A 24,636-nucleotide genomic window follows, 5' to 3' on the forward strand; every position below is an offset into this window, starting at 1 on the left:
GAACATTGGTGAATCTCCTTCTTGGGGTTGGGGTTAGAACTCGTCGCAGTAGCAGTCGCCGTCATGGCCACCGCAGCTGGAGCAAACGGAGTTGGCGTCGCGGTAGGTCGGTTCGGCGCAGTAGCACTCATCGGGTGGGCACTGGCGGCGGCATGAACTCTGGACGTTGTTGTCGGGCATCAGTTCTCCTTCTTGATGGGGTTGGGGTTTGCGCGGCGGGTCTCGTAGCTGGCGCGACGGTGCGCCAGCTGCTCGACATGCCGACGGATCCAGCTGCCGGTATCGGCGACGGCGTAGTAGGCCATGCGGGCGGTCTCGATCGCACCGGGCCGACCTGCGCAGTGCCACCACCCGAACGCCGCTACAGCCAGCACGTACAGCGACAGCGGACCGGGCAGCGGCAGCACCGTCACCGCGGTGGCAGCGACCGCGGTACCGGCCACAGCCGGACCCCAGATCCGCGCCCAGTCATGGACCCGGGTGGCACGCTTCACGTGCGGCTTGGCGACGCGGCCGAACTGGCCACCGTCCTGGGCGACTGGGACCAACTTCGCAGCGAGCTTGGCCGCCGCACTGCCGTCCAGGTCGTCTTCGAGGGCTGCGAGCTGGGCCTGCTGCGGGGCGGTCAAACCGCCGCCCAGCAGGTCTTCGCCGTGCTCGTCGGGACCAGGTAGCGGATTCGGTGTAGACATGATGAATCTCCTTTCAGCTCAGGCGGTTTCAGGCCGGACGGCGCTTGGTCATCGGGATAACCGGCGCCAGTTCGGCGGTGTCCGCCTCGGCCGGAGCGGGAGCCAATGAGGCGGTCATGCCCGGCAACGGGCGCTGACGTTCGAGAGCGGCGTCGTCGAGCATCGACACTCGGCCCCACCGGGTGCGGCCACCGGCGACCCACACGACGTCGCCTTTCTGCATGGCGCGCAACCGGTTCGGTGGGGTGATGTACTCGTCGTTGGCCTGGACGTTGCCTTCGTCGCCGACCTTCGAGCCGCCGATCAACTTGCGGCTGAAGTCGAACTTGCGGCGGGTGCCGTAGATGTTCGCGATCTGTTCGGGATTGGTCGTGCGACCGATCAGCGAGCCACCTGAGGCCGCCGAGACCAGACCGGTGCGGGCGTCGTCGTCATAGCCCAGGCCCTGCCAGGTCTGCGCGATCCACCACGAACCGACACCTGCTTTGCGCAGGCGTTCTACCCATTTCACCGCGCGGGTTTTGCCGTCGGCGACCGCGCTGAATTCATCTACGGCCATGAGGATCTGGCGTCCGTGCTCGACGTCGGCGAGCTGTTCGAGCATGCAGCCGATCGCACCGAACTGGCCGCGGGCGCGGTCCGGGGTCTTGACGCCTTCCAAGACCACGTAGAGGAAGTCGTAGTCGGTGATCGACTTGCCCTCGTCGAATTTCTCGCCCAACGAGCGCCACAGGTTGCCGAACTCGGCACGTGCCGAGTGCAGCACCTTCTGCTTGCCCGCGATCGTGGAAGCGATCTCGTGATCGACACCCGGCACACCAGCCCACGGAATGTCCTGGTCGTAGATGCCGCCCCACAGCTGAGCGAGCTTGCGCTCGTCGAAGCGGGACATGAACTCGAACCAGTCACGCGGCGGGTTCTCACCCTCCGCCGTGGGCACGCCGTCCTTGATCACCACCCGCGCCGGCGCATCCACGATCAGGTGGATCAGCGTCTCGCGGATCTCGTAGAAGTACTTCTCGGTGTCGGTCGTCGGCGTGGAGCCGCCGGAAATCATCGACGACAGGATCGAACGCAGGTCATCGCGCTTTTCGGTGCCCCACATGTTCAGCGACACCTCAGGGAAGATGCCGATGCGCTCGTCGGGCACACCCATCGCCTTGAACCACGCGGCCATGCTGCGGGCGACCTTGAGGCTCTCCGGACCGCCGTTGCAGTCGAGCACCAGCACCTGCGGGCGGCCCGGGCGGTTGCTGCTCCACCACCGACGATGACGAACCCAGGTCGCCACGAACCAGCTGACCAGCACCCGGCGCATCAAGGTCGTCTTGCCCGAGCCCGACGACGCGACGGTGGTCATGTGCTCAGACAATGCGATCCACGGCACGATCAGGCGGGTCTCGTTGCGGCCCAACAGGGTCCGCACCATCGACTTGGTCGGAGCCTGGGTCTGCTCGTGCGCCAGGCGCCCGATCACCACATCAGGGCTGAACCCACCCGTGGTGAAAGGCAAGCGACGCTTGGCCATGCGGGCGGCACCGCGCTGCTCACGCTGGGACTGGGCCCACAAGGCGCGCTCGGTGCGGGCGGGCGACTGCAGACCGACCGTGGACAACTGCACCCGAAAGTGCGTGTACGCCAACGTCGCAGTAAGCCACGCGGCCGGAACCAGGACCACGGCCATACCCAGCAGACCGGCCACATGCTGACCGGCCATGAACTCCCGGCTGGCCTCGGTCGCCATCGTGCCCGGCGCCAGGATGTCCCAGTGCCACAGCGCGGTCGCGCCCGGCATCACCGCCAGCGACCCGAGCAACCAGTTACGCAGCTTCGTCGGATTCCAGGCGTGCAAGGTGGCCGGAACCATGATCATCACGGTCAGCACCAACACCGCGACCAGGCACGTACCGGCCAACAAGGCCGCGTCGGTCACACCGTCGAGGGAAACCTCCGACAGCTTCGGCAGCCACCCGATCGGGTCGGACTTCAGCCCGATCGGCGGCATCGTCGGGTCGACCTGGATTTGTGGTGCCTCGGTCGGTGACGGCTGGGCCGACAGCACCGGTGTCGGAGCGTAAGGGGCGCAGTCTTTCGGGGTGATCATCGGCGTGCAAGTCATGACGACACCGCCTCTCCATGCTCGTTCGGGTCTGTGACCTGGTAGATTTCGTGATCAGCGGCTCCGCCCGCGATCACCCGGAGACCGGGTCGCAGATCGGAAGCGGGCTTGGTGGGCTTGAGCAGCTCTGCGTCGAGATCGGCCAACCGCATCCGGATCGGGTTCTGCTCGAACAGGCCGGCCGCTTTCAGCTCGGCCGCGGCCTTGGTAATGACCTTCTTCACGCGGTCACCGCGGTAGTAGTAGATGAGCCCGGCGCAGTCGGCAGCACGCGCGGCCTGAAAGGCTTGGGCAACAGCGGTTTTCGCTGCCTTGAGGTTCTTGTCGGTCAGCTCGACCTCGACCGCGATCAGCTCGCCCGACGCGTTGATGTAGCGGCCGTCGTGGATATGTGGGCGGGTCTCGCCCAGCACTGCGGGCGCGACTTCCGACCGCAACTGACGCTCTGAAATCCAGCGCTCCAGATCCATCCCGACCAATGCAAGCCGCACCTCAAGGACCGTGCGGGTGTGGTTAGCCATCTTCGGCGACGGCATCCAGTACTTCGTCGACCGGCCCAGCAGCGCGTCAGCGGTCGAGCGGGTCGGGGTGATCCACGACGGGCCCGGAACCGGGCGCATCCCCAGCTCGGAAACCACCTTGGCCTTGCGCAGCTTCTTGACGATCCGGTACGCGCGGGACTCACTCACGCCCAGCATTTGCGCCACCAGATCCAGTGGGGCTCCGTACATGTCCGACAGCACCGTCAGCAGCACCATCTCGCGAGAAGTCAGATTCACCTCTCCATCTCCTCTTCTCGTTCGTGTTCAGCGACGGCCGCAAACGCGTTCACGGAAGCGGTCGCGCCGAACGCGTTGACTGACTCGTTGGTGTTCCATGCCGGACCTGGATCGCCGGTTGGCTCGTCGAACTCGGCACGGTCCACGCCGCGGCGTTCCGCGGCCCGCAGCTGGCGCTCGCGGGTGGCCTTCGCCAGCGCCACGCGCTGCGCCTCACTCGGCTGACGCTTCGGCGCGGCCTTCGCCACGTCGAATAGGTGCGCCACCAGCGGTTCTTTGCGGCTGCCGCGTGAGCGAGTGATTCGGCCTGCAATGTCTTGGCCGTTCGGGCGCAAACCCTCAGCAGCCAACTGGCGACGAGTGCGCAAATGCGCTGGCGCGGAACGCCACTCGTAGGTCGGGATTCCCTCGCTCATCACGGCACCTGAGTGGGCTGCGCACGCTGCACGTGCACGCAATCGGTCCGCGTGGCCTCGTGCGCCCGGCAGATATTCGGCGACGGCACGTAGCTTTGCTGGTCAACCCATGCGATCGAGCAGCCAACCATCCCGATCAGGACACATACGGCCAGCACGATCAGACGCAGAGCAGGCGGCAGGTGGTTCACCGGGGCGTAGACCGCGCCGATACCAGCGAACTCCGGCCGAGACATCGACCCGAGTGCGCTGCGCCCGACCTGGTTGCGGTCCTCGTGAGGCGCCCGGAACACTCCGCCGCTCATCGCTCGACGCCGTCCCGCTCGACAGTGCGGGCGATCGCATCGGCAATCGTGTTGTCTGGCTCGCGGGCGACCTGCTCGCGATTGACCTGCGGATACTCGCGGATCTTCCACGCGCTGTCACGGGCCGACGTCAACCAACTGGTAAGGCCGGGGGCGTATGACACGGCGGCATCGAGACGCCTTGTCGCAGACTCGACGTTCACGCTGCCGTATGTGAGCGAGAGGTAGTCGATCTCCGGGTCGGGCTGGTTGTATCGCTCCGCGTACGGCTCCAATGCCGCGTAGCGGGCCTGCAATGCGACCGTGCGACGCTGCAGGATCTCCTGCTCAGCGATGATCGAGTCCAACTCGTCCAGCAGGTCATCCGGATCGAAGAACGGTTCGTCGATGGTCATCGCCGCACCCCTGCCCGCTTCGACGAACGCCACAGCCACACTGCACCGACGACCATCAGGACGAATCCCAGGACGTCCGGCGCGATCAGCACCATGCAACCGACTGACAACAGCGCGACCGCGGTCATGAATGTCTTGCCGCGCATCACCGCTCACCGCCGTTGGCGTTCCGTGCCCGACGCCGGCGGGATTGAGCCGACTTCAGCGCAAGCCGCGTGTAGTGCGCCTTGCGGGCCTGATCGGATCGATAGGCGCGCTCCTCAGGGCTCAACAACCCATCCGGATCGACGAGGCGGTCGAACTTGCTCAGCATCGCCGCGCGAGCCTTCGCAGTACGCTCTGCGCGATCGCCAGTACGTGCCCAGGACTCGTGAGCTGCGATCCGCGCCTGCAATGTGCGTTCGGTCGGAGTGCTCATGCCACACCGCCCGTGGCCAGCTCTGCCGGACGCACCAGCGCGAGCAGCTCGGAACGCTCGACGCGGAGCAAACGGCCGTTGATCCGGTACCCGGCGATGTCGCCGGAAGCGATCCAGTTCCGGATCGTCTTCGAGTCGACGTCGATCAGCGCTGCAGCCGTCTTCAAGCTGATCAGGTTTCGCGTCTCCGATGCGGATTTATCCACGTTCCATCTCCTTGCAAAGTGGGAAAGTTCCTGTCTTTCACCACTTTTCGGGAATTTGGAGGACTTCTTCACCGCATAGGTGGACGAACGTAGACGTCTGACGTAGATTTAAGACGTCCCTAGACGTCCCCTGGAGGAATCATGGCGAACGAACGACTTCGCGAGGCGCTCCTGCGCAATGGCCTCGACATTTCCGACGTCGCCGAGCGCGCTGGCGTGGACTCGAAAACAGTCGAGCGCTGGATCACCAAGGGGCGCGCGCCGTATCCACGCCATCGGCACGCCGTCGCGGCGCTCGTTCGGGAGACCGAGAACTACCTGTGGCCGGACGCCGTGTCGTCAGAACGACGAGCGGAGGTAGGCGAGTCCGAGGTGATCACCGTATTTCCTCACCGCAACGACATCCCTTCGGACCTGTGGAAGCGGCTGCTGGCCTCTGCGACGGAGCGGCTGGACATCCTCGTGCTCGCAGGACTGTTCCTCGCCGAAGAGCCCGAGTTCACCAAGGCCGTCCGGAAACGCACCCGCGAAGGATTGAAAGTGCGGATGATCTTCGGTCGGCCGACCGCACCCGAAGCCGACAAACGCAGCGCGGAAGAACGCCTGGCATCTGGAACTGTAGGGGCACGAATCAACAACGCCCTCGCGTTGGTGCGGCACCTAGGCGATGTCGACGGCGTGGAGCTCCGCTATCACGACACGACGCTGTACAACTCGATCTTTCGATTCGACGACGAGATGGTCGTCAATATGCACGCCTACGGCCTCCCCGGCGCCCACGCCCCCGCCATGCACATCCGTCAACTGCCCGCCGGCGACCTCTTCGATACGTACATGACTAGTTTTGAGTACGTGTGGGCAACCGCGACGGAGGACGACGGCAATGGGACGAACCGACTACTTCCATGACCCAGCAGCACCGCAGCCGAACGCCATCAAGGTGGCGGTCAGCGCGGTCGTGCTCGACGAATTGGGCCGGATCTTGATGATCCGGCGTACAGATAACGACCTGTATGCCATACCCGGCGGCGGACTCGAAGCAGGCGAGACCGTCAGCGAAGCCGTGGCGCGCGAAGTCCTCGAGGAGACCGGCATTCGGGTGGAGGTCACCGACCTCGTTGGTGTCTTCTCGAACCCGGAGCACGTCATCGCCTACGACGACGGCGAAGTCCGGCAGGAGTTCTCGATCTGCTTCCGCGCGCGACCTGTCGGCGGATCGCTGCGCACCAGCGAGGAGTCCAAAGAAGTGCTGTGGGTCGCACCGACCGCGGTCGAATCGCTCAACGTTCACCCCTCGATCAAGCTGCGAATCAGCCGAGGCATGGAAGACGCAACACCGTACTTCACCTGACCTCTACGCCTGCGAGCCGCACGGCGGCCTCTGTGCGCTCGGCAGCAGCCACCAATTGAGGCGCCGATTCCGCGACAGACGCCGACACGACGTGATCGGGACCATACCGGTCAAGAACCTCCGCGATACGGCTGTGAACGTTGGTCGGCTCGCCCGTCGGCGTTGTGGACATGTCCGCCCACCACAGAGCATCCCGCAGCGGCGTTCGCTCGTCCTCCCAGAGCAGCGGAACCCCGCGGCGTCGGGCTTCCACGCACGCACACGAATGGTTCGCGACAAGCGCGCACAGCCTGTGTGACGCCCCCTGTGCGCGTAGGAACTCGGCACCATCGACAGGATGGAACCCCGTCGTCGCCAGCTCGGCGCTGTAGCCGATGTCATGTAGCCAGGCCGCCGCGACAAGCAGCTCCGCGTCGTCGACCGCGTCGGCAACAGTCGCTGCTCGACGCGCCACACCCTCGACATGCTGTAGTCGCCGGGGAAGGTCACGCAGGTACGCTCGCGCGAGTTCCTCAGCTCTGGTAACGATGTCGTCGGTCACAACTAATACGGTATCGAGCAGGGCAAGCTCGGGGTGTTCTCAGCCACGTTGGGGCGGTTTCCACCACCTAGAGACTTTACGATTTTGCTCGCGCCTGACTTGCATATCCACAGGTCAGCACAGTGTTCAGTGCCAAGGAACTTCTAATCTCTAGGTCGCAGGTTCGATTCCTGCCGGGGGCGCAACCCTCCACCTGCATTTTCGCAGGTGGAGGGCTAGTTTTGGCGTCGCAGGTTCGATCCCTATTGGAACCGTGACTTCGTTGACCCCGCCGCACACCGCGTCCATCACCTGAGACTTCCGTGGACCCATAGCTGTCACCCGACATCTAGGGCGTGGTGCCGTCAGGACTCGGTGGGCAGCGCCAAGGCGGCGTCGATGGTGGTGTCCAAGAAGGCGAGGGTGTCGCGGCGGCGGGCCAGCGGGTTGCGATAGCTGCGATAGCCCTCGGCACCGTTGGTGCGCAGGTACAGGCTTTCGGAGATGATGGGCTGCCAGCGCGGATCGAACACCTGCTGGGCATACCGACCGGCGCCGGATTTGGAGGTCATCGTTCCGGTGGCGAGCAGATGGTGCAGCCGACTCACACCGAGAACAGCCCAGACTGGGAACCACGCGCTGAGGCCGATGATGAGAGGCAGCGGACGCCGCTGCTGGTTCTGTTGCCACCACGGCCGCCAATAGGCGCGGAGGTTATCGATGGTGAACTCGTGCAACGCATTCCGGTCGGCCCATAGGTCGATATCGGCCGGTTGTGGGCCGCGTACTGCGATCCCGTGCCAGGCCAGCTCGCAGAATGTGACCGGGTTGATGCCAGACCGTCCAGCCGGTGCGAACCGGCTCTCCTGGGCGCAGGGGACGTCGGGGCAGACGCTGGGTCCGGCAGCGAGGTCGGCCCAAGTGAGAACCACGCCATCGAAATTCGGCCGAGGAGAAGCAGCCACTGTCGCGGCGTGCGCCCGGGCCAGCGCCTCCATCTCTCGAGACTCCCTCTCGAGGCGCTGGTCGGTCACCGCGACGAAGTCGATATCGCTGGCCGTAGTGAGCCGGCCGCGCCCGGCCCCGTGTGAATGGAAGTCGCCCAAGGCGACCGATCCGACAAGATAGAAGCCGGTGACCAGGCCCGGTGCCAACTCGTCGATGGCATTCAGGAACAGGTCCGCACTCCGACCGACCTCGGCCGGAAGATCGTCGCCAGACATGCCAGACAACCTACCGGCCGACCTCATTCTCCGAACGACCCCACCATCAACGACATCGGCGAACCGGGAGCAGCCCTCCCCTACCCATACCGGTGGTTCGACCCCCTGAACCCGCCGCGTTCGGAGGACTCATCCTTTTCGGGTGAGCCACGTCCGCTCCCGATATGTGAATCTGAGCATCGTCCTAACCTTCGGCCGTCTGGTCACAGAAGCGAGGCCCCGAGATGCCCGGCTCATGAGTTCGAGCGGCCTGTCGAGAGCGGCGGCCGCCGGTTCCGGGGGCTGCTCGAGTATCACCGACCCAAGGCCCACTTTCCGGCATCTACAGACCAGGAGAATCCGATGAAACTCAGAAACTGCATCTGTGGGATCGCATCGATCGCGATGGTTGTGCTGATGACCGCGGCTTGTGGATCCGACGATGACTCCTCCGCCCCGGCAACCACCTCGACCACCCAGACCGACGCCGTGCGCAGCAGTGTCGCCGCGACCGCGTCCTCAGTGGTGAGCTCCGTGCGCGACACCGCGCAGCAAGCGGTTCAGGACGCGATCAACACGGTCTTGGCGGCCGCACCGATCACCTTCGACGCGGGTAGTTCCGACCTTGGCGCGGGCGCCGTCGCGACCCTCAAAGCGGTAGCGGTCCCGTTGCAGGGCAACGACACCGAGATCCAGATCGCGACCTACGCCGAGGATTCGAATGTCGTCACGGCAAAATCGCTGGCCGAGGCCCGCGGTGACAACATCGCGGCCGCGCTCGAGGGCGACGGCATCGACAAATCGCGGATCACGGTGAAGTCCGATGCGAATCCCTCCGACCCGGCGGTCGATGCCGACGAGGCCACGATCACGGTGGTCAACGAATAATCGATATCAGCGCCGACGGCCCGTTCGCCTTGTGCGGAGTGGAGCGTCACAGACTGCAGCGTGCGTCGGCGGGCGGGGTTTCGAGGTCGAGGAGATACGCGTCCACCACGGCGTCGACGCACTCGCTACCGCCGAGGAGGTAGGCGCCGTGCTGGTTGCCGTCGACGGTGAGCAGGCTTGCCCCGAGGGCTTGCGCCATCGCGATGCCGCCCTCGTGTGGCGTCGCGGGATCACCGGTGGTCGACACGACGAGCGTCGCGGGGAGACGTTCGGCATCTGCGAGCCAGGGCTCGTCACGCGTGGAGGGTGCGGGCCACGCCTCGCACTCGCTGTGGTAGTTCCCCGCCGTGAACACGTTGAGGTCGAACATCGGCGCGATATGCCCGATCTCGCGTGCGAGCGCTGTGTGTTCCGCGGGCGTCAGGCGGGGCCAGTCCATGCACCGCACGGCGATGCTGGTGTCGAGGTCAGGGAAGCCGTCGCGCAGGGCGAGCACTTCGTCGGCGCGCCCTGCCGCGAGCGCTGTCAGGGCGGAGATGACTTCGGGCCATTTCGCCTCCGCGTACAGGCCGCCGCTGATGCCGAGGTAGACGTCCCAGACGCTGGCGGCTCGGCCGCCGGCCGCCTGCGTCTCGATGAGAGGCCGCACGATCTCGTGCAGGCGATCGTTCGTGGCCGCGGGATCGGTGCCGAGTACGCAGTCGGGCGATTCGGCGCAGAGCGCGGCGAGGTCGTCGAACCGGGCCTGCAAGCCTTTGAATTGGGACAGGCGGAATTGGCTCGCCGTCAGGTCGGGCGCGACGGCTCCGTCGAGGACGATCGCGCGGACCTTCTCGGGGTAGGTCGTTGCGTACATGGCGCCGAGCTCGGAGCCGTAGCTGTAGCCGAGGTAGGTCAGCTGGTTGTCACCGAGCGCCGCTCGCATGATGTCCATATCGCGCACAACGTTCGTCGACCCGGCGTTCACCAGGTTCGCGATGCCGCCGGAGCCGTCGGCGCAGCGCTGCGCGAGCTCGACTGCCTGCTCGGCGCTCGTGATGTCGTACACCGCGCCGAAACGCGGCCCGTCGCCGGCGTCGTATTCCTCGTCGGTGTAGCAGTCGAGGGCCGGGGTCGAGGACCCGATCCCGCGAGGGTCGAAGCCGACGATGTCGAAGCGCTCGCCGACGGGGCTCGCCTGCCACAGCGGCACGGTCGACGCGACGAGGCTGGTGCCGGATCCTCCCGGGCCTCCCGGGTCGATCAGCAACGAGCCCTCGGCCTCGCCCGTGGCGGGTAGGCGCAGGAGCGCGACCCGTGCCCTCTCGCCCGCTGGCTCGTCGTAGTCGAGCGGCACATCAACCGAGGCGCATTCGAGCGCGGGGTTCGCGAACAGCTCGGCGTCGGCCGCGCCCGTCGCGGTGCCCTCGCACCTGCCCCAGGCGAGCTCTTGCGCGAGGTAGGCGCCGAGGTTCGCATCCGCGCCGGAGCCCGGTGGCGGGGAACCGGGCGTACAGCCGGCGAGTAGGAGCGTGGCGGCTGCGGCGAGCCCGGTCATAAGGCGTCGAGACCTTCGTAGGCGCCGATCGCGTCGTGCGACCTTTGCCACGCCGCACCGCCCCAGGGGTCGCACCAGCCGCTCGCGTCTGGCCCCGTCCAAGGTCGGGACCACAGCAGCAAGGGTTTCTAGCATGACCATGCCAGAAAAATAGCACGCACATGCTAAAAACGCTACAGTGAGGTTCGTGCCCAAAAGAGTTGACCCGGATGTCCGCCGGGAGCAGATCGCCGACGCCGTGATCGACGAGATCGCCGAGCACGGGCTCCGGTCGGTGACCCTCGCCCGGATCGCCGCCCGCACCGGCTTGGCCATCGGGAGCATCCGGCACTACTTCGGCGACACCATCCGCGAGGTCATGCGCTTCACCTTGGGCGTTCTCATGCAGCGCGCCGTGGGCCGTGCCGCGACGATGTCCGACGACCCGACAACACGGATCGTGGACGTCATCGCCTTCGCCGCACCCACCAGCGAGCAGGAGCGCAAGGAGAACATCGCCATGGTCGAATACCGCGTCATGGCGCGCACGGACCCCGAGCTCGCGGCCGACGTCGCCGCAACCTCTCTCGCGGGCGCGGAAGTGATCCGCTCGCTGCTGCGTGATGCGCTAGCCGACCGCGCGGTCGACGGGGAAGCGCTGCACCGCGAGGCGCTCCTGTTGTTCGCCCTGATCGAGGGCTTCTCGTTCAGTTCGGCGCTGTTCTCCGCCCCGTTGCGCGAGACGGACATCCGTGCCGTTGTGACGGCCACCATGCACCGCCTGCGCGGCGCTTATCCGGCTTCCGAACAAGACGAAGGAGATCCACGATGACCGTGCACCTCAGCCACCCCGACGGCCTGCTCCAGCAGAAAGACTATGCGCCCGTCGCCATGACCACCGGCTCCCGCCTGCTCCTGCTGGCCGGCCAGCTGGCCGTCACGCCCCTCGGCGAAACGACGGCGACCGACCTCGCGGCCCAGGTCCATGACGCCCTTCGCAACGTCGCGACAGCCGTGAGGGGCGCGGGGGGCGATGTCACCGACATCGCGCGATTGACTTTCTACGTCGCCGGCTGGACCACCGACATGGCCGACGAACTGTGGGAAGGGACCTCACGCGCCCAGGAATCCGACGGCTTCAGTGCGCCTCTGCCTCCTGTCACCGTCATCGGCGTACAGACCCTGTGGAGGCCCGACCTCCTCGTGGAGATCGAAGCCACTGCCGTCCTGGACTGACCCATCGGCCACCAAGCGTTGTCCAGCTCCTCGACGGCGCCCGACGTCGACTATCTCGCATTGACTGACCAATCGAGTTCTGTTGCTGGACAAGCTCTTTCATCGGTCGTCGACAGAGGTACGGCCAAAGCGCATTACATAGGTTAGGCTAACCTGATTTATTGGGCACCGTGGCGCCCTTGCACCACCACGGGTCCGGATTCATGCCCGGCGCGACGCAACTGCTCTATTCGGCGTTGTGCTGGGCCACCGCCAACCAGAGGAAGACATGCTGACAGTCCTCGAATCGGGTACGCCGATCGATATCTCGTTCACCGACCTGATGAAATACCACGGCCCGCACTTCCCCGGCGGGGTGGCGCACGCGTACTGCGCGATGCGGCACGCTGTCGCGGTGCTCGGCCCCGTCGAGCGCCGCGAGGTCACCGTCCGCACCGCGTTCCCCGGTCCCGGCGGACGAGACGCGATCGAAATGGTGTTGCGAGCGGTCACCGGCGACCGTTTCGTCGTCGCGCCCGAACTCGCCGAGACCGACCGTGGGACCACCCTGGCCCGCTACGTCTGGGAATTCAGCTATCGCGACCGGACCGTGTCGGTGCGGTTGCGCGACGCGGGATTCGTCACCGACGAATTCATCGCACTCGGTGCCCGGAGCGACCGCACCCCGGCGGACGACGAACGACTGACCGTGCTGAAGCAGGAGATGACCGACCGGCTGCTCGCCGGCGAAGTGGGCGAGGTCTATGAAGAGGTGCCGCGGGTCCAGGCACGATAGATCCGGCGTCGCCGCCATGCGCAAGCCTGTTTCGGCAGGTCAGGCCGTGAGACGGCGGTCACGCCGATGCGATGCCGGGCGGAGCCGCGCAGACAGGTAATCTTTCGCTTCATGTGGATCATCCTTGCCAGCTCCGTGGTCAGCTCGGTCGCCATCGCGATCTTGTTCGCGACGGGCTTCCCCAAGGACTGAGCATGTCCCGGTAGCTCTGCGCGCGGCGAGCACCAGCGATCCGAGCCGTTCTCGTCCTGATTCGTGGTGATCGGCCTAGAGTTGACTGATTGTGCGGGGCAATGTGGCGGGGGATGGTGGGCTTGCTTTCGCGGTGCGGCGTCGTCGTAAGCCTGGGGCTTTCCGGGTGTATTGGACGCTGGCGCGGGCGGGATTCAAGCGGCAGGCCCAATACAAGCTGGCGATGTTCGCCGGGCTGTTCACCAACTGTGTGTTCGGGTTCGTTCGTGCGGCCGTGATGGTCGCGGCGGTGCGTTCCGCCGGTGATTTCGGCGGGTACGACGAGGGAACCATCGGCGCCTATGTGTGGTTGTCGCAGGCACTGCTCGGCGCCACCCAGTTCATGGGACCGCAGATCGACCTCGTCGACCGGATCAAGACCGGTGACGTGGCGATCGATTTCCTGCGCCCGATCGACGTGCAACTCGGCTACCTGGCCACCGACATGGGTCGCGCCGCCTGCACGATCCTGCCCCGCGGAGTACCGAGCATCGCCATCGGCGCTGCCACCTTCGGCTTGTCGATGCCGAGCACGCCGGTGGCCTATCTGCTCGGTCTGATCAGTGTGCTGCTCGCGGTGGCGTTGTCGTTTCTCTGCCTGTTCGCGGTGGCACTGATCGGGTTCTGGGTGGTCGAGATCCGCGGCATCCGGGTGCTGTACCAGATCGTCGGAACGTTTCTGGCCGGGCTTTTCGTCCCGGTGCACATGTTCCCCGACTGGCTGCGTTTGGTCGCCATGTCTACGCCGTTTCCCTCCATCCTGCAGGCCCCGATCGATACGCTGTCAGGGCGGGCCGCCGGGTGGGATGCCTTGATCATCGTTGCGATACAAGGCTTCTGGGTGCTGGTGATCGGACTGCTCGGCAGGGTGTTGCTGCGAGCGGGACAACGCAGGCTGGAGGTACAGGGTGGCTGAACCGGATTCCGCGCGCGTTGTTGCCGGGACCTGGTTCACTCCCTATCTCGCAGTATTGCGTTCGCGTGTGAAAGCACAGCAGGTGTACCGCCTTTCGTTCGCCACCGAGGTGTTCAGCGCCTTCCTGATCGGCCTGGTCGAGTTCGGCGAGGTGTGGGTGATCTTCCACAATGTCGGCACACTCGGTGGCCTCGATGTCGACGCGGCGCTGCTGCTGTTCGGGTTGTCCAACACCTCGTTCGCGCTGGCCCAGGTCGCGGTCGGGCATCTGGATTCGCTGCCGTCGATGATCCGCATGGGCACCCTCGACGCCTATCACCTTCGCCCACAACCGTTGCTGTTGCAGCTGGTGACCAGTGATATCTCGTTACGCAGACTCGCGCGGGCCGCAGTGGCGGTGATCGTGCTCGGGATCGGGCTGTGGCGCAACGATATCGACTGGGGCATCGCCCCGGTTACCTTGATCGTGATCACCCTGATCAGTGGAATCGCGCTGTTCTGTGGCCTTTTCGTATGCGCAGCCGGACTACAGTTCTTCCTGATCGACGGTGCCGAGCTCACCAACAGCTTCACCTACGGCGGTTCGTTCGCCGCGATGCAGCCGGCCTCGGTGTTCCCGACACCGCTGAAACTGTTGTTCGGGTTCGCGATTCCCGTCGCGTTCACGGCGTACGTGCCGACCATCGCGCTACTCGGACTGCCGGGGCCCGCTCTGCTGCCCGCGTGGTCGGCGTGGCTCACGCCACTCGCCGCGGCGTGGGTGTGGCTGCTCGCATCGGCGGCATGGCGGATCGGTACGAGGCACTATCAGGGAGGAGGGGGATAGCAGATGGACGAGCACGAGAACCGGGAACCGATCATCGATATCGATGACCTCACCCGGCAGTTCACCGTCTACCGCAAGAACGGCAGCCGCTGGCGCCGACATCGCGACACCATCACCGCCGTCGACCGGATGAGTTTCCGGATCGAACGCGGCTCCGCGGTCGGCTATATCGGTGCCAACGGCGCAGGCAAGTCGACGACCATCAAGATGCTCACCGGCATCCTCGTGCCGACCACCGGAACCGTGCGCACCTGTGGCCTCGAACCGGTGCGCCAGCGCAAGGAACTCGCCTCGCGCATCGGCGTCGTGTTCGGGCAGCGCTCGCAACTGTGGTGGGATCTGCCACTGCACGAGTCGTTTTCGATCCTGGCGGCGATCCACCGACTCGATCCCGACATCGCCGACAAGCGGACACACGAACTGGTGGAACAGCTGGAAATGGCCGATACCCTCGACACCCCGGTGCGCCAGCTCTCGCTCGGTCAGCGCATGCGCGCGGAAGTGGCGGCCGCACTGTTGCATTCGCCGGAGCTGGTGATCCTGGACGAGCCGACGATCGGGCTCGATGTGCTGTCCAAACAGCGATTACGTGAGTTCCTGCGCGCCGAACGCATCGAGCGCGGCACCACGCTGCTGCTCACCACCCACGATATGGGCGATATCGAACGGCTCTGTGATCGGGTGCTCGTCGTCGATTACGGCCGGCTGGTGTACGACGGTTCACTGACCGGGCTGGGCGCCACCGTCGGCGCGCGCCGGGTCCTGGTGGTCGACCTGGCCGCTCCCACACCGGATCTCGACGATCTGCCGTGCGGGGCACAGTTACTGTCCAGCGAGGCGGGCGGGATGCGCCAGCGCCTGGCCTTCGACGCCGAGAAGACCACCGCGGCGGCTTTACTGGCGGCGGTGTCGGACCGGGCACAGGTGCGCGATCTGTCGATCGAGGAACCCGATATCGAGGACGTGGTCCGGCGGATCTACGAGTCGACTCGCTGAATTCAGCTCGATCCGTCCGGGTGTCCCGCGTACATGCTCACCTCGCCGCCCTCCCCGAGGAAGGCGTTGACCAGCATGATCCGCTGTGCGCGCAGGTCCTCGTCGTCCGGGGCTCCGGTGGTGATGGAAATCTGCGGGATGGCAGTCCAGTTCACGACGTAGCGCTCCGGTGGGCCGTCGTCGTCGGATAGGCGCGCGAGCCGGAACACCGACACCACATGACGTTCCATGAGGCCGCGCACGACATCGGCGATGCGCTCCGGGGATTCCAGGGCGAACAGGAACCCGAAGGTCAGCTCTGGCGAGGACACGTAGGCGGGCACAATTATCTAGGTTAGTGCATTCGGCGCCGAAATGATTGCCGGAAATGTGCCACCGCGGTTACCGGGGAGTGCTCGCGGGGACACCCGGCCGTAATGGTGGATAACAATTTCCACCGACCGCCGAGTTTGTACACCATACTATTGCGCGCCGCGGCCGGATCGCGCTTTCCTGAAAGGGTCCCGATTTTCCCCGGGCCGTCTTCTCCACCCGCAGCGTCGCGGACTCTTGTCGACGTCCGGGCGGGGCTACGCCGGTGCCGGGGAGTGCACCCCCATACATCCTCCTCGGCTCTGGCGTATCCATGCACAAGTGCGTTATCAGGGGGGCAACCACCATGTCGATCGATCACGGCCATCGTCTGGATGCCGCACAACTGCCGACTCCCTCGGCACTGTTGCGGGCTTTTCTGGAAACCGATCACCCCGACCCGACGCGACACCGGGTTCTCGACGCGGCCAGCGGGCTCGCGAACTGCCACGATCGTCGGCGCAGAGTCCTCGAGCAGGCACGCGACCCCGCCGCGTCGAGCAGCACCGGCGCGGCGTGCGGGCGCCTCGTCGACGACATCGACAACGACCGCGTCGCACTGATCGCCCGCATCGATGATTGGGTCGCTACCCATGTCGAACACCGCGACGGCGCCTCGCTGCACACCGAGACCCTCGGCGCGGTGATCGACCGGATGGCCGCGAAATGGATTGCCGCCCAGCAGGCCATGGCCGGACCGGCACCAACGACGACGACACCACGGCAGCGGGAGGCTCGCACCCATCTGCAGTGGTGTCGTCTTGCCGAATTGACCGACGGCTACCGGGATCTGATCACCGATGTCACCGAACGCCGCAGGCGGCTGCCGGTGTGGTGAACCTTCAGGCCTTGTCGCCCGGCTCGGCGAACAAGGGCGCCGCGCCGACCTCGCCCTCGGCCGGAGCGTCGAGGTCGACCGGGTCGGTCTCGACGACTCGCTCCTTCGCGAACTCGGCCTCGGCCCGGTCCTGCGCCGCATCGCGACGAGCAGCGGCCGCGGCTTCTTTCATCTCGATCGCGTCGGTGACGAACTCACCGATCTCCCGGGCAACCTCGGCGACGGTTCCGGTGATCAGGGTGGCGATCTTGCCCACCCGCTGGGCACCGGATGACGTCAGTTCCTGGACCAGATCCTTATTGCTTTCGAATTTGCCGACCATTACACGCCCACTTCGGTTGCCTTCCGATTACGCATAACGATAACACCGGGCTCGGGCGCCCTCTTGACGAAACGATCCGGCACCGAGAGCAGGAAGATCTTGGCCCAGACCGACCCGATCTGCTTGGAGAAACGCCCGGTGTTGTAGGGCAGGCCGTACTTCTCCGCCAGCGCCTTCACCTCGGGCGCGATCTCCGGGTACCGGTTTGCCGGGATATCGGGGAACAGGTGGTGCTCGATCTGGTGCGACAGGTTGCCCGACATGATGTGGAACAGCCGCGAGCCCTTGATGTTGGCCGAGCCGAGCATCTGCCGCACGTACCACTCACCGCGGGTCTCGACTTCGGTCTCTTCCTTGGAGAACGTCTGTACACCCGACGGGAAATGACCGCAGAAGATGATCGAGTAGGTCCACACATTGCGCACCAGGTTGGCCGCCGCGTTGCCGGCCAGGGTGTGCAGGAACAGCGGACCGGTCAGCGCCGGGAACATCACGTAGTCCTTGAGGACCTGCTTGCCCGCCTTCTTGCCCTGCCCCTTGAGCAGCGGCTTGAGGTCGGACCACTTGCGCTTGCCCTTGATGATGTTGTCGGCCTCGAGGTCGTGGAGCATCACACCCCACTCGAAGAAGGTCATCAGCAGGAACGCGTAGAGCGGGTTGCCCAGGTAGTACGGGTTCCACTTCTGCGCGGGGTCGATTCGCAGGATGCCGTAACCGATGTCGCGGTCCATGTCGACGATGTTGGTGTAGGTGTGGTGCATGTAGTTGTGCGAGTGCTTCCACTGGTCGGCCGGGCAGACCGTGTCCCAGTCGAATTCGCGGGAGTTGATGCCGCGCTCACGCATCCAGTCGTACTGGCCGTGCATGACGTTGTGGCCGATCTCCATATTGTCGAGGATCTTCGACACCCCGAGCGCGGCGACACCGGCCAGCCAGAACGGCGGCAGGAAGCCCAGGTACATCAGACCGCGGCCGGCGATCTCGAAGCCACGCTGGGTCTTGATGATGTTGTAGATGTAGTCACGGTCGCGTTCGCCGAGGTCATCGACGACGCGGGCACGGATCGCGTCGAGCGCGGCGCCGAGTTCTTCGACCTGCTCCGGACTCAGGATGACCGGGCCGTCTTTGCCTTCGGTGAGGATCGTCATGGCTATATCTCCCCTTGTGGTTGGTCGGTGTGATCTAGAGGGCGATGTCGACGTCGCCGACAGGAGCGTTGATGCAGATCTGGATCTGCTTGTCGGGATCGGCGTTGAGCTCACCGGTACGGAGGTCGCGAGTGCAGCCGGAGAGCTTGGTCGCGGTGCAGGTGAAGCAGATCCCCATCCGGCAGCCGTGCAGCGGCGTCAGGCCCGCGGCTTCGGCCTGTTCGAGCAGCGAGGCTCCGGTGTTGTCGGCGGCGACGTCGCTGTCGGAGAAGGTGATGGTGCCGGTGGCCTCGGACGGATCGGTCGGGATCGTGGTGAGCGTGAATTCCTCACTGAGCACCCGATCTTCGAGGCCCTCGGCGGCGAAGATCGTCTGCACGGCCCGCATCAGCGGCGGCGGCCCGCAGACGAAGGTCTGCGCGTCGGCGAACCAGGGCGCGACCCGCTCGAGCTCGTCGTAGTCGAAGAATCCACTGCCGGTGGAGGTTTCACCGTCGATCACCGTGCCCGGCTCGACCGGGTAGCGGTATTCGATGCGGAAGTTGGCGCGGCGCTGCGCGATCGAGGACAGTTCGGCCCGATGCGGCACCATCTCGGGCTGTCGGGCGTAATGCAGGAACGTGACCTGCCCGCGGTAACCCTCGGCGTCGAGGGTCCGCAGCATCGACAGTACCGGCGTGATGCCACTGCCGCCGCTGACCAGCAGCACCTTGTCGGGTCGCCGCTCGGGTAGGTGGAACACACCGGAGGCGGGCGCCAGGTCGACGATCATGCCGGGCTTCGCGTTGGCGTGCAGGTAGTTCGACACCAGCCCGCCGGGGTGGGCTTTGACGGTGAGCTGCAGGTAGCGCTCGCCGCGGCTCTCCGGGTCGATCGGCGAGTAGCAGCGGGTGTGGCGCACGCCGTTGATCGAGACACCGATCTGCACGTACTGACCGGCGGCGTGGCCGCGCCACTGCCGCGAGGCGCGCAGGGTGAGCGTCACCGAGCCGGGCACCGCGTGCGAGACATGGGTGACCTCGGCGCGCAACTCCCGAGCGGTGAGCCCAGGGCGGACGAGCTCCAGGTACCGGTCCAGCGGGTGCGGCGTGGTCAACGTCTGCACCAGATCGATCAGTCCCACCATGTCGTGTTGCCCCTTTTTGCGCGGTACGGAGAAGTCCTTCGACGCGCTTCGAATTTCAGTGCACGTCTGTACACTCACCAGTGTGCCTGACGACCCCGGGCCACTGTCAACCGGCAATGATGTGAGGCGGACAACATAATGACGAAGGCCGCTATGGTGAACGGATGTATGCTCACCGATGTGACTGAGCAGGCAGGAACCCGCAACGAGCGCAAAGCGCATACCCGCGCGGCTCTCCTCGACGGCACCCTGACCTTGGCTTCGGAGCGCGGATTCGCGGCATTGAGCCTGCGCGAGATCGCCCGTTCGGCGGGCATCGTGCCGACCGCTTTCTACCGCCACTTCGCCTCGCTCGACGACCTCGGCGCGACGATCGTCGACGAGGGCGTCACCGCACTGCGGTTGGCATTGCGCGAGGTCAGGCGCAAGCCGGACGCCCATCTGGCCGATACGGTCCGCTTCGTCTTCGAGCAGGTACGCGTCAAACGCGCACTGTTCGGTTTCCTCATTCGCGAGCGTCACGGTGGGCCTGCCCCGCTGCGTCAGGCGATCGCGATGGAGATGCAGTTGATCGTGCGCGAGATCGTCGCCGATCTCTCGCGCCTGCGTGCACTGGATTCATGGAGCACCACCGAGCTGGAGATCGCCGCGGATCTGCTCGTCACCACCGTTACCGACGGTATTGCCGCGTTCGTCGCGTCCACCCCCCGTGAGGAATCGGCGATCGTGGAGCGCACCGTCATGCAGATGCGTCTGATCGCTTTGGGTATCGCAGGCTGGTTACCCAAAAACGCGGACTGAACTCAGAGTACGGGCGTTCACACAACTCGATGACGCCCTATCAGTGACGCCTCACATCCCGGCGGACACCGCACGCGACGGCGCGCGCACCGGGAGAAGTACCAGCAGACCGACCGCCAGCACGACGAGCAGTCCGGCGATTCCGGCGCGGTCGCTGTGGAAAACAGAGACGAACACACCGAACAGGGCAGGCGCCAGGAACGACACCGCTCGGCCGGTCGTGGTGTACAGGCCGAACAGCTGACCTTCCCGTCCCGGCGGTGCGAGTCGCGCCAGGAACGAACGCGCCGAAGCCTGCGCGGGACCGACGAACACGGTGAGCGCGAGCCCGAAGATCCAGAACATCGTCGAGCCCGACACCAACAGCAGCGCGACACCGCAGGCGAGCATCCCCGCCAGCGACGCCACGATCACCCGCTTGGGCCCGATCCGGTCGTCGAACCGCCCGGCCAACACCGCGGCCGCCCCCGCGACGACATTCGCGGCGATCCCGAACAGCAGCACATCGGCGTCGGCGAATCCGTACACCGTCACCGCGAGCACTCCACCGAAGGTGAACACGCCCGCCAGTCCGTCCCGGAACACCGCGCTGGCCAGCAGGAAATAGACCGTGTGCCGATCCTGACCCCACAGCACGCGCACGTCGCGCCACAACACCCGGTAGGAACCGAGGAAGCCGACCTTCGCCGCGCCGGGGTCGGCACCGGTGCGCGGCATCTCCGGCACCGCGAACAGCACCGGCAGCGCGAACACGGTGAACCACACCGCCGCGAGCACGATGACGAGCCGGACATTGAGGCCCTGATCGGTGGGCATCCCGAGCAAACCGCGGGTGTCACCGTCACCGGCGAGGAATCCCGCGTAGCAGATCAGCAGCAGCACGATGCCACCGAAATAGCCCATCGCCCAACCGAATCCGGAGACCCGGCCGACCGTGGCCGGGGTCGACACCTGCCGCATCATCGCGTTGTAGGGCACGCCGGCGAGCTCGAAGGTGGCCGAGGCGAACGCGAGCAGCGCCAGGCCGAGCCAGAGATCGTGGTAGTCGTCGCGGACGAAGAACATCAGCGACATCGCGCCGACCGTCAGCGCCGTCAAGGTCGCCAATGCCCGTTTACGTGAGCCGACCGCGTCGAAGTACTGCCCGCAGACCGGCGCCGTCAGCGCGACGACCAGCCCTGCCCCCGCCAGCGCCCAGCCGAGCCAAGCACTCGCCGGTGTCGTGCCCGGCAGATCGTCTCCCACCTTGTCGGTGAGATAGACCGAGAACACGAAGGTCAGCGTCACAGCCTGGAACGCCGACGACCCCCAGTCCCACAGTCCCCATGCCAGCACCTGCCCGCGCCCGGCCGCCTCGCCAACCGTTTCGGCCGCGTTCACCTCGGTCATAGGCCGAAGAGTATCGGCGATCAGACCCTTACGCCGCCGATAACGCGCGCACCGCGTTTCCGCCGAAGAGGAGCGGCGAACCAACACCCACGCCGTCTATTACATCCGCGCCAGAAGTTCATATGAACCTGGTTGCATAGTACCCAGCGTTCCAGATATCCTCGTGCCATGGCATTGGAGCACGCGCTACTGGTCTCGCTCACCGAGCGGGCCGGGTCGGGGTACGAGCTCGCACGTCGATTCGACAAGTCGATCGGCTACTTCTGGAGTGCCACCCACCAGCAGATATACCGGGTGCTCAAGCGGATGGAGTCCTCTGGCTGGGTCACCGTCGAATCGGTGACCCAGCAGGGCAAGCCCGACAAGAAGGTGTACTCGGTAGCGCCGGCCGGCCGGACCGAGATCGCCCGCTGGCTCGCCGAACCCACCGACGCCACCCCCGCCCGCGACGAACTGGGCGTGAAGATCCGCGCCGCCGCGTACGGCGACATCGATGCCATCTGCGCCGAGGTGGCGCGCCATCGCGCGCAGCACGCCCAGCGCCTCGACGAGTACCGCCTCAGCGAGAAGAAATTCTTCCCGGCGCCGGACCAGCTCTCCGGCACCGCTCTGCACCAGTATCTGGTGCTTCGCGCGGGCATCCGCGCGGAGTCCGGCTACCTCGAATGGTGCGACGAAGTACTGCAGGCCCTGCGACCGCGAAAAGGTGAAGACCGCCCATGACCGCTTATCCCCATCTGTTCGAGCCACTCGACCTCGGCCACACCACGCTGCGCAACCGTGTGGTCATGGGCTCCATGCACACCGGTCTGGAAGACCGCGCCTGGGACACCAACAAGCTGGCCGCCTACTTCGCCGAACGGGCCCGTGGCGGCGTCGGCCTGATCATCACCGGCGGCTACGCCCCCAACCGCACCGGTTGGCTGTTGCCGCTCGGCGGCAAGCTCACCAACAAGACCGAGGCCTACCGGCATCGCACGATCACCAAGGCGGTGCACGCCGAGGGCGGCAAGATCGCCATCCAGATCCTGCACGCGGGACGTTATTCCTATATGCCGACCAGTGTTTCGGCGTCGGCGATCAAGTCCGCGATCAACCCGTTCAAGCCGAGGGCATTGTCGTCGAAGGGTGTCGAGCGCACCATCGACGATTACGCGCGCTGCGCGGGCCTGGCCAAGTTCGCCGGGTACGACGGCTGCGAGATCATGGGCGGTGAGGGCTATTTCCTCAACCAGTTCCTCGCCCCGCGGGTGAACAAGCGCACCGACAAATGGGGTGGCACACCGGAGAACCGCCGTCGACTGCCCGTCGAGATCGCCCGGCGCATCCGTGCCGAAGTGGGCCCCGATTTCATCATCGTGTTCCGGTTGTCGATGGCCGAACTCGTGGAGAAGGGGCAGACCTTCGACGAAATCGTCGCCCTGGCACAGGAATTGGAGGCTGTCGGTGTCGATATCCTCAATACCGATATCGGCTGGCACGAGGCGCGGGTGCCCACCATCGTCACCTCGGTGCCGCGCGGGGCGTTCGTGGAGTTCACCGCGAAGATCGCGCGCAAGGTGAACATCCCGGTCTGTGCGTCGAACCGCATCAATATGCCCGAGATCGCCGAGGAGATCCTGACTCGTGGCGACGCGGCGCTGATCTCGATGGCCCGCCCGCTGCTGGCCGACCCCGAATGGGCCAACAAGGCCAAGGGTGACCGTGCCGACGAGATCAACACCTGTATCGCCTGCAATCAAGCCTGCCTCGACCACGCCTTCGGCAACAAGAAGGTGTCGTGCCTGGTCAACCCTCGGGCAGGCAGCGAGACCACCCTCAACCTGCTGCCGACGCGCCGTGCCAAGCGAGTTGCCGTCGTCGGTGCGGGTCCGGCCGGTCTGTCGGCCGCGGTGAGTCTGGCCGAGCGTGGCCATCACGTCGACCTGTTCGAGTCCGACGACAAGATCGGCGGCCAGTTCGACATCGCCCGCCGCATTCCGGGCAAGGAGGAGTTCGACGAGTCGATCCGCTACTTCCGCCGCAAGATCGACCTCACCGGCGTCACCCTGCATCTCGAAAAGCGGGTCAGCGCTGAGGAATTGATCGCGGGCAAGTACGACTCGGTGATCCTGGCGACCGGTGTGCGCCCGCGCATCCCCAACATCCCCGGTATCGACCACCCGATGGTGCTCTCGTACGCCGAACTGGTGAAGGAGGAGAAGCCGGTCGGCAAGAAGGTCGCGGTGATCGGCGCGGGCGGTATCGGTTACGACGTGAGCGAATACCTCACTGTCGAAGGACATCCCACGCTCAAGCTCGACGAGTGGAAAGAGGAATGGGGCGTCGATTCCGAGAACGAGCAGGTTCCCGGCCAGCTCCGCAAACCCAAGCCCTCCCCCGCGGCCCGCGATGTCGTACTGCTGCAACGCAAGTCGACCCCGTTCGGCAAGGACCTCGGCAAGACCTCCGGTTGGGTGCACCGCGCGGCCCTCAAGGCCAAGGGTGTCGAGCAGGTCGGCGGCGTGAACTACGACCGCATCGACGACGCGGGCCTGCACATCAGCTTCGGTGAGAAGCACGAGAACCCGCGGGTGATCGAGGTCGACAATGTGATCGTCTGTGCCGGACAGGAATCCGTGCGCGAGCTCGAAGAACCCCTGCGCGCCGCGGGCGTCGACCTGCACCTCATCGGCGGCGCCGACCTGGCCGCCGAACTCGACGCCAAGCGCGCGATCGACCAGGGCACCCGCCTGGCCGCTGTGTTGTAGGAGCGCTGGCGCGCTCGAGCGCGGCCCCTGAGGGCCGGGGGGGGGGGGGGGGCGGCAAGGGGGGGGGGAGGGGGGCGGGCACGGAGCTCGGAGAAGGAGGGTCGGCTCCGGCGGGCGAGGGCGT

Annotated in this window: 30 protein-coding genes and 1 tRNA gene; 14 read left to right on the top strand and 17 right to left on the bottom strand. The window is 65.8% G+C overall.

Annotation, left to right across the window (positions count from 1 at the left end):
- Positions 1-179: 179 nt before the first annotated feature.
- The 9 genes from ACFXKN_RS08830 to ACFXKN_RS08870 are packed head-to-tail and all read right to left on the bottom strand — an operon-like array spanning position 180 to position 5,330.
- Positions 180-692: a hypothetical protein gene (locus ACFXKN_RS08830; protein ID WP_378963530.1), complete on the bottom strand. Its 513-nt coding sequence runs from the start codon at positions 690-692 to the stop codon at positions 180-182.
- A gap of 28 nt (positions 693-720) precedes the next feature.
- Positions 721-2,811 carry an AAA family ATPase gene (locus ACFXKN_RS08835; RefSeq protein ID WP_378963529.1) on the bottom strand — a complete coding sequence of 697 codons (2,091 nt, stop codon included), beginning with the start codon at positions 2,809-2,811 and terminating at the stop codon, positions 721-723.
- Positions 2,808-3,590, bottom strand: a complete 783-nt coding sequence (locus ACFXKN_RS08840) for a hypothetical protein (protein WP_378963528.1) — start codon at positions 3,588-3,590, stop codon at positions 2,808-2,810. The genes ACFXKN_RS08835 and ACFXKN_RS08840 overlap by 4 nt, the downstream gene beginning before the upstream one ends.
- Complete coding sequence (locus ACFXKN_RS08845; RefSeq protein ID WP_378963527.1) at positions 3,587-4,006, bottom strand: RRQRL motif-containing zinc-binding protein; 420 nt, start codon at positions 4,004-4,006, stop codon at positions 3,587-3,589. The genes ACFXKN_RS08840 and ACFXKN_RS08845 overlap by 4 nt, the downstream gene beginning before the upstream one ends.
- On the bottom strand, positions 4,006-4,311 hold the full coding sequence (locus ACFXKN_RS08850) for a hypothetical protein (protein WP_378963526.1): 306 nt from the start codon (positions 4,309-4,311) through the stop codon (positions 4,006-4,008). The genes ACFXKN_RS08845 and ACFXKN_RS08850 overlap by 1 nt, the downstream gene beginning before the upstream one ends.
- A complete protein-coding gene (locus ACFXKN_RS08855; protein WP_378963525.1) occupies positions 4,308-4,706 on the bottom strand; it encodes a hypothetical protein in 399 nt (132 codons plus the stop codon). Before ACFXKN_RS08855 ends, ACFXKN_RS08850 begins: the two co-directional genes overlap by 4 nt.
- Entirely contained in the window at positions 4,703-4,852 is a 150-nt protein-coding gene (locus tag ACFXKN_RS08860; protein ID WP_378963524.1) for a hypothetical protein, read from the bottom strand. Before ACFXKN_RS08860 ends, ACFXKN_RS08855 begins: the two co-directional genes overlap by 4 nt.
- A complete protein-coding gene (locus ACFXKN_RS08865) occupies positions 4,852-5,124 on the bottom strand; it encodes a hypothetical protein (protein ID WP_378963523.1) in 273 nt (90 codons plus the stop codon). Before ACFXKN_RS08865 ends, ACFXKN_RS08860 begins: the two co-directional genes overlap by 1 nt.
- Positions 5,121-5,330, bottom strand: a complete 210-nt coding sequence (locus tag ACFXKN_RS08870) for a helix-turn-helix domain-containing protein (RefSeq protein ID WP_378963522.1) — start codon at positions 5,328-5,330, stop codon at positions 5,121-5,123. Before ACFXKN_RS08870 ends, ACFXKN_RS08865 begins: the two co-directional genes overlap by 4 nt.
- Before the next feature lie 141 nt (positions 5,331-5,471).
- On the opposite strand from ACFXKN_RS08870, the gene ACFXKN_RS08875 reads away from it, so the two are divergent.
- Together ACFXKN_RS08875 and ACFXKN_RS08880 are read left to right on the top strand one after the other, a co-directional pair.
- The gene (locus ACFXKN_RS08875; RefSeq protein ID WP_378963521.1) at positions 5,472-6,239 is read left to right on the top strand and encodes a helix-turn-helix domain-containing protein; all 768 of its coding nucleotides are present in this window, start codon (positions 5,472-5,474) and stop codon (positions 6,237-6,239) included.
- A complete protein-coding gene (locus tag ACFXKN_RS08880) occupies positions 6,214-6,681 on the top strand; it encodes an NUDIX hydrolase (RefSeq protein WP_378963520.1) in 468 nt (155 codons plus the stop codon). Before ACFXKN_RS08875 ends, ACFXKN_RS08880 begins: the two co-directional genes overlap by 26 nt.
- Here ACFXKN_RS08880 and ACFXKN_RS08885 read toward each other — a convergent pair.
- Positions 6,674-7,222 (bottom strand): HD domain-containing protein, encoded by a 549-nt coding sequence (locus ACFXKN_RS08885; protein WP_378963519.1) that lies wholly within the window; start codon positions 7,220-7,222, stop codon positions 6,674-6,676. The two genes, ACFXKN_RS08880 and ACFXKN_RS08885, sit on opposite strands and share 8 nt — an antisense overlap.
- Positions 7,223-7,338: 116 nt before the next feature.
- On the opposite strand from ACFXKN_RS08885, the gene ACFXKN_RS08890 reads away from it, so the two are divergent.
- A tRNA-Arg gene (locus ACFXKN_RS08890) sits at positions 7,339-7,401 on the top strand.
- 165 nt (positions 7,402-7,566) lie between these two features.
- Here ACFXKN_RS08890 and ACFXKN_RS08895 read toward each other — a convergent pair.
- Positions 7,567-8,424, bottom strand: coding sequence for a hypothetical protein (locus ACFXKN_RS08895; protein WP_379432808.1), 858 nt, complete (start codon positions 8,422-8,424; stop codon positions 7,567-7,569).
- 342 nt (positions 8,425-8,766) lie between these two features.
- Here ACFXKN_RS08895 and ACFXKN_RS08900 point away from each other — a divergent pair, with 342 nt between their 5' ends.
- The gene (locus tag ACFXKN_RS08900) at positions 8,767-9,291 is read left to right on the top strand and encodes an OmpA family protein (RefSeq protein ID WP_379432809.1); all 525 of its coding nucleotides are present in this window, start codon (positions 8,767-8,769) and stop codon (positions 9,289-9,291) included.
- Between the two features lie 46 nt (positions 9,292-9,337).
- Here the strand turns inward: ACFXKN_RS08900 and ACFXKN_RS08905 are convergent, their stop codons facing one another.
- The gene (locus ACFXKN_RS08905; protein ID WP_379432810.1) at positions 9,338-10,828 is read right to left on the bottom strand and encodes an alpha/beta hydrolase; all 1,491 of its coding nucleotides are present in this window, start codon (positions 10,826-10,828) and stop codon (positions 9,338-9,340) included.
- A gap of 187 nt (positions 10,829-11,015) precedes the next feature.
- Between ACFXKN_RS08905 and ACFXKN_RS08910 the strand changes: the two genes are divergently transcribed.
- The 6 genes from ACFXKN_RS08910 (at position 11,016) to ACFXKN_RS08935 (ending at position 15,787) form a co-directional block, all read left to right on the top strand.
- Positions 11,016-11,639, top strand: a complete 624-nt coding sequence (locus ACFXKN_RS08910) for a TetR/AcrR family transcriptional regulator (protein ID WP_379432811.1) — start codon at positions 11,016-11,018, stop codon at positions 11,637-11,639.
- On the top strand, positions 11,636-12,043 hold the full coding sequence (locus tag ACFXKN_RS08915) for a RidA family protein (protein ID WP_379432812.1): 408 nt from the start codon (positions 11,636-11,638) through the stop codon (positions 12,041-12,043). The genes ACFXKN_RS08910 and ACFXKN_RS08915 overlap by 4 nt, the downstream gene beginning before the upstream one ends.
- Before the next feature lie 268 nt (positions 12,044-12,311).
- Positions 12,312-12,818 (top strand): hypothetical protein, encoded by a 507-nt coding sequence (locus ACFXKN_RS08920; RefSeq protein ID WP_379432813.1) that lies wholly within the window; start codon positions 12,312-12,314, stop codon positions 12,816-12,818.
- A 283-nt stretch (positions 12,819-13,101) separates the two neighbouring features.
- Entirely contained in the window at positions 13,102-13,965 is an 864-nt protein-coding gene (locus tag ACFXKN_RS08925; RefSeq protein WP_379432814.1) for an ABC transporter permease, read from the top strand.
- Positions 13,966-14,032: 67 nt separating this feature from the next.
- Positions 14,033-14,791 carry an ABC transporter permease gene (locus ACFXKN_RS08930; RefSeq protein ID WP_378963510.1) on the top strand — a complete coding sequence of 253 codons (759 nt, stop codon included), beginning with the start codon at positions 14,033-14,035 and terminating at the stop codon, positions 14,789-14,791.
- Between the two features lie 3 nt (positions 14,792-14,794).
- Complete coding sequence (locus ACFXKN_RS08935; RefSeq protein ID WP_378963509.1) at positions 14,795-15,787, top strand: ATP-binding cassette domain-containing protein; 993 nt, start codon at positions 14,795-14,797, stop codon at positions 15,785-15,787.
- A 2-nt stretch (positions 15,788-15,789) separates the two neighbouring features.
- On the opposite strand, the gene ACFXKN_RS08940 is transcribed toward ACFXKN_RS08935, so the two are convergent.
- Entirely contained in the window at positions 15,790-16,110 is a 321-nt protein-coding gene (locus ACFXKN_RS08940) for a hypothetical protein (RefSeq protein WP_378963508.1), read from the bottom strand.
- 335 nt (positions 16,111-16,445) lie between these two features.
- On the opposite strand from ACFXKN_RS08940, the gene ACFXKN_RS08945 reads away from it, so the two are divergent.
- On the top strand, positions 16,446-16,976 hold the full coding sequence (locus tag ACFXKN_RS08945) for a DUF4254 domain-containing protein (RefSeq protein ID WP_379432815.1): 531 nt from the start codon (positions 16,446-16,448) through the stop codon (positions 16,974-16,976).
- Between the two features lie 4 nt (positions 16,977-16,980).
- On the opposite strand, the gene ACFXKN_RS08950 is transcribed toward ACFXKN_RS08945, so the two are convergent.
- Genes ACFXKN_RS08950 through ACFXKN_RS08960 form a run of 3 tightly spaced genes read right to left on the bottom strand, consistent with a single transcriptional unit; the run spans position 16,981 to position 19,572 of the window.
- Positions 16,981-17,298 (bottom strand): hypothetical protein, encoded by a 318-nt coding sequence (locus ACFXKN_RS08950; RefSeq protein WP_379432816.1) that lies wholly within the window; start codon positions 17,296-17,298, stop codon positions 16,981-16,983.
- Positions 17,298-18,446 (bottom strand): fatty acid desaturase family protein, encoded by a 1,149-nt coding sequence (locus tag ACFXKN_RS08955; protein WP_379432817.1) that lies wholly within the window; start codon positions 18,444-18,446, stop codon positions 17,298-17,300. Before ACFXKN_RS08955 ends, ACFXKN_RS08950 begins: the two co-directional genes overlap by 1 nt.
- Before the next feature lie 34 nt (positions 18,447-18,480).
- The gene (locus tag ACFXKN_RS08960; RefSeq protein ID WP_379432818.1) at positions 18,481-19,572 is read right to left on the bottom strand and encodes a ferredoxin reductase; all 1,092 of its coding nucleotides are present in this window, start codon (positions 19,570-19,572) and stop codon (positions 18,481-18,483) included.
- A gap of 153 nt (positions 19,573-19,725) precedes the next feature.
- Here ACFXKN_RS08960 and ACFXKN_RS08965 point away from each other — a divergent pair, with 153 nt between their 5' ends.
- Positions 19,726-20,373: a TetR family transcriptional regulator gene (locus ACFXKN_RS08965; RefSeq protein ID WP_378963558.1), complete on the top strand. Its 648-nt coding sequence runs from the start codon at positions 19,726-19,728 to the stop codon at positions 20,371-20,373.
- 51 nt (positions 20,374-20,424) lie between these two features.
- On the opposite strand, the gene ACFXKN_RS08970 is transcribed toward ACFXKN_RS08965, so the two are convergent.
- Entirely contained in the window at positions 20,425-21,762 is a 1,338-nt protein-coding gene (locus tag ACFXKN_RS08970; protein WP_378963502.1) for an MFS transporter, read from the bottom strand.
- A gap of 168 nt (positions 21,763-21,930) precedes the next feature.
- Between ACFXKN_RS08970 and ACFXKN_RS08975 the strand changes: the two genes are divergently transcribed.
- A complete protein-coding gene (locus ACFXKN_RS08975) occupies positions 21,931-22,485 on the top strand; it encodes a PadR family transcriptional regulator (protein WP_378963501.1) in 555 nt (184 codons plus the stop codon).
- A complete protein-coding gene (locus ACFXKN_RS08980; protein ID WP_378963499.1) occupies positions 22,482-24,512 on the top strand; it encodes an FAD-dependent oxidoreductase in 2,031 nt (676 codons plus the stop codon). The genes ACFXKN_RS08975 and ACFXKN_RS08980 overlap by 4 nt, the downstream gene beginning before the upstream one ends.
- Positions 24,513-24,636: the final 124 nt, after the last annotated feature.

It is taken from the genome of Nocardia sp. NPDC059195 (assembly GCF_042754695.1).
In the GTDB taxonomy this organism is placed as follows: domain Bacteria; phylum Actinomycetota; class Actinomycetes; order Mycobacteriales; family Mycobacteriaceae; genus Nocardia.

Bases quoted from the DNA above. Each gene is read 5' to 3' on its own strand.
- ACFXKN_RS08830 (WP_378963530.1), bottom strand. From the start codon at position 692: ATGTCTACACCGAATCCGCTACCTGGTCCCGACGAGCACGGCGAAGAC.
- ACFXKN_RS08835 (WP_378963529.1), bottom strand. From the start codon at position 2,811: ATGACTTGCACGCCGATGATCACCCCGAAAGACTGCGCCCCTTACGCT.
- ACFXKN_RS08845 (WP_378963527.1), bottom strand. From the start codon at position 4,006: ATGAGCGAGGGAATCCCGACCTACGAGTGGCGTTCCGCGCCAGCGCAT.
- ACFXKN_RS08850 (WP_378963526.1), bottom strand. From the start codon at position 4,311: ATGAGCGGCGGAGTGTTCCGGGCGCCTCACGAGGACCGCAACCAGGTC.
- ACFXKN_RS08855 (WP_378963525.1), bottom strand. From the start codon at position 4,706: ATGACCATCGACGAACCGTTCTTCGATCCGGATGACCTGCTGGACGAG.
- ACFXKN_RS08860 (WP_378963524.1), bottom strand. From the start codon at position 4,852: ATGCGCGGCAAGACATTCATGACCGCGGTCGCGCTGTTGTCAGTCGGT.
- ACFXKN_RS08865 (WP_378963523.1), bottom strand. From the start codon at position 5,124: ATGAGCACTCCGACCGAACGCACATTGCAGGCGCGGATCGCAGCTCAC.
- ACFXKN_RS08875 (WP_378963521.1), top strand. From the start codon at position 5,472: ATGGCGAACGAACGACTTCGCGAGGCGCTCCTGCGCAATGGCCTCGAC.
- ACFXKN_RS08880 (WP_378963520.1), top strand. From the start codon at position 6,214: ATGGGACGAACCGACTACTTCCATGACCCAGCAGCACCGCAGCCGAAC.
- ACFXKN_RS08895 (WP_379432808.1), bottom strand. From the start codon at position 8,424: ATGTCTGGCGACGATCTTCCGGCCGAGGTCGGTCGGAGTGCGGACCTG.
- ACFXKN_RS08900 (WP_379432809.1), top strand. From the start codon at position 8,767: ATGAAACTCAGAAACTGCATCTGTGGGATCGCATCGATCGCGATGGTT.
- ACFXKN_RS08905 (WP_379432810.1), bottom strand. From the start codon at position 10,828: ATGACCGGGCTCGCCGCAGCCGCCACGCTCCTACTCGCCGGCTGTACG.
- ACFXKN_RS08915 (WP_379432812.1), top strand. From the start codon at position 11,636: ATGACCGTGCACCTCAGCCACCCCGACGGCCTGCTCCAGCAGAAAGAC.
- ACFXKN_RS08920 (WP_379432813.1), top strand. From the start codon at position 12,312: ATGCTGACAGTCCTCGAATCGGGTACGCCGATCGATATCTCGTTCACC.
- ACFXKN_RS08935 (WP_378963509.1), top strand. From the start codon at position 14,795: ATGGACGAGCACGAGAACCGGGAACCGATCATCGATATCGATGACCTC.
- ACFXKN_RS08945 (WP_379432815.1), top strand. From the start codon at position 16,446: ATGTCGATCGATCACGGCCATCGTCTGGATGCCGCACAACTGCCGACT.
- ACFXKN_RS08950 (WP_379432816.1), bottom strand. From the start codon at position 17,298: ATGGTCGGCAAATTCGAAAGCAATAAGGATCTGGTCCAGGAACTGACG.
- ACFXKN_RS08955 (WP_379432817.1), bottom strand. From the start codon at position 18,446: ATGACGATCCTCACCGAAGGCAAAGACGGCCCGGTCATCCTGAGTCCG.
- ACFXKN_RS08960 (WP_379432818.1), bottom strand. From the start codon at position 19,572: ATGGTGGGACTGATCGATCTGGTGCAGACGTTGACCACGCCGCACCCG.
- ACFXKN_RS08965 (WP_378963558.1), top strand. From the start codon at position 19,726: ATGGTGAACGGATGTATGCTCACCGATGTGACTGAGCAGGCAGGAACC.
- ACFXKN_RS08970 (WP_378963502.1), bottom strand. From the start codon at position 21,762: ATGACCGAGGTGAACGCGGCCGAAACGGTTGGCGAGGCGGCCGGGCGC.
- ACFXKN_RS08975 (WP_378963501.1), top strand. From the start codon at position 21,931: ATGGCATTGGAGCACGCGCTACTGGTCTCGCTCACCGAGCGGGCCGGG.
- ACFXKN_RS08980 (WP_378963499.1), top strand. From the start codon at position 22,482: ATGACCGCTTATCCCCATCTGTTCGAGCCACTCGACCTCGGCCACACC.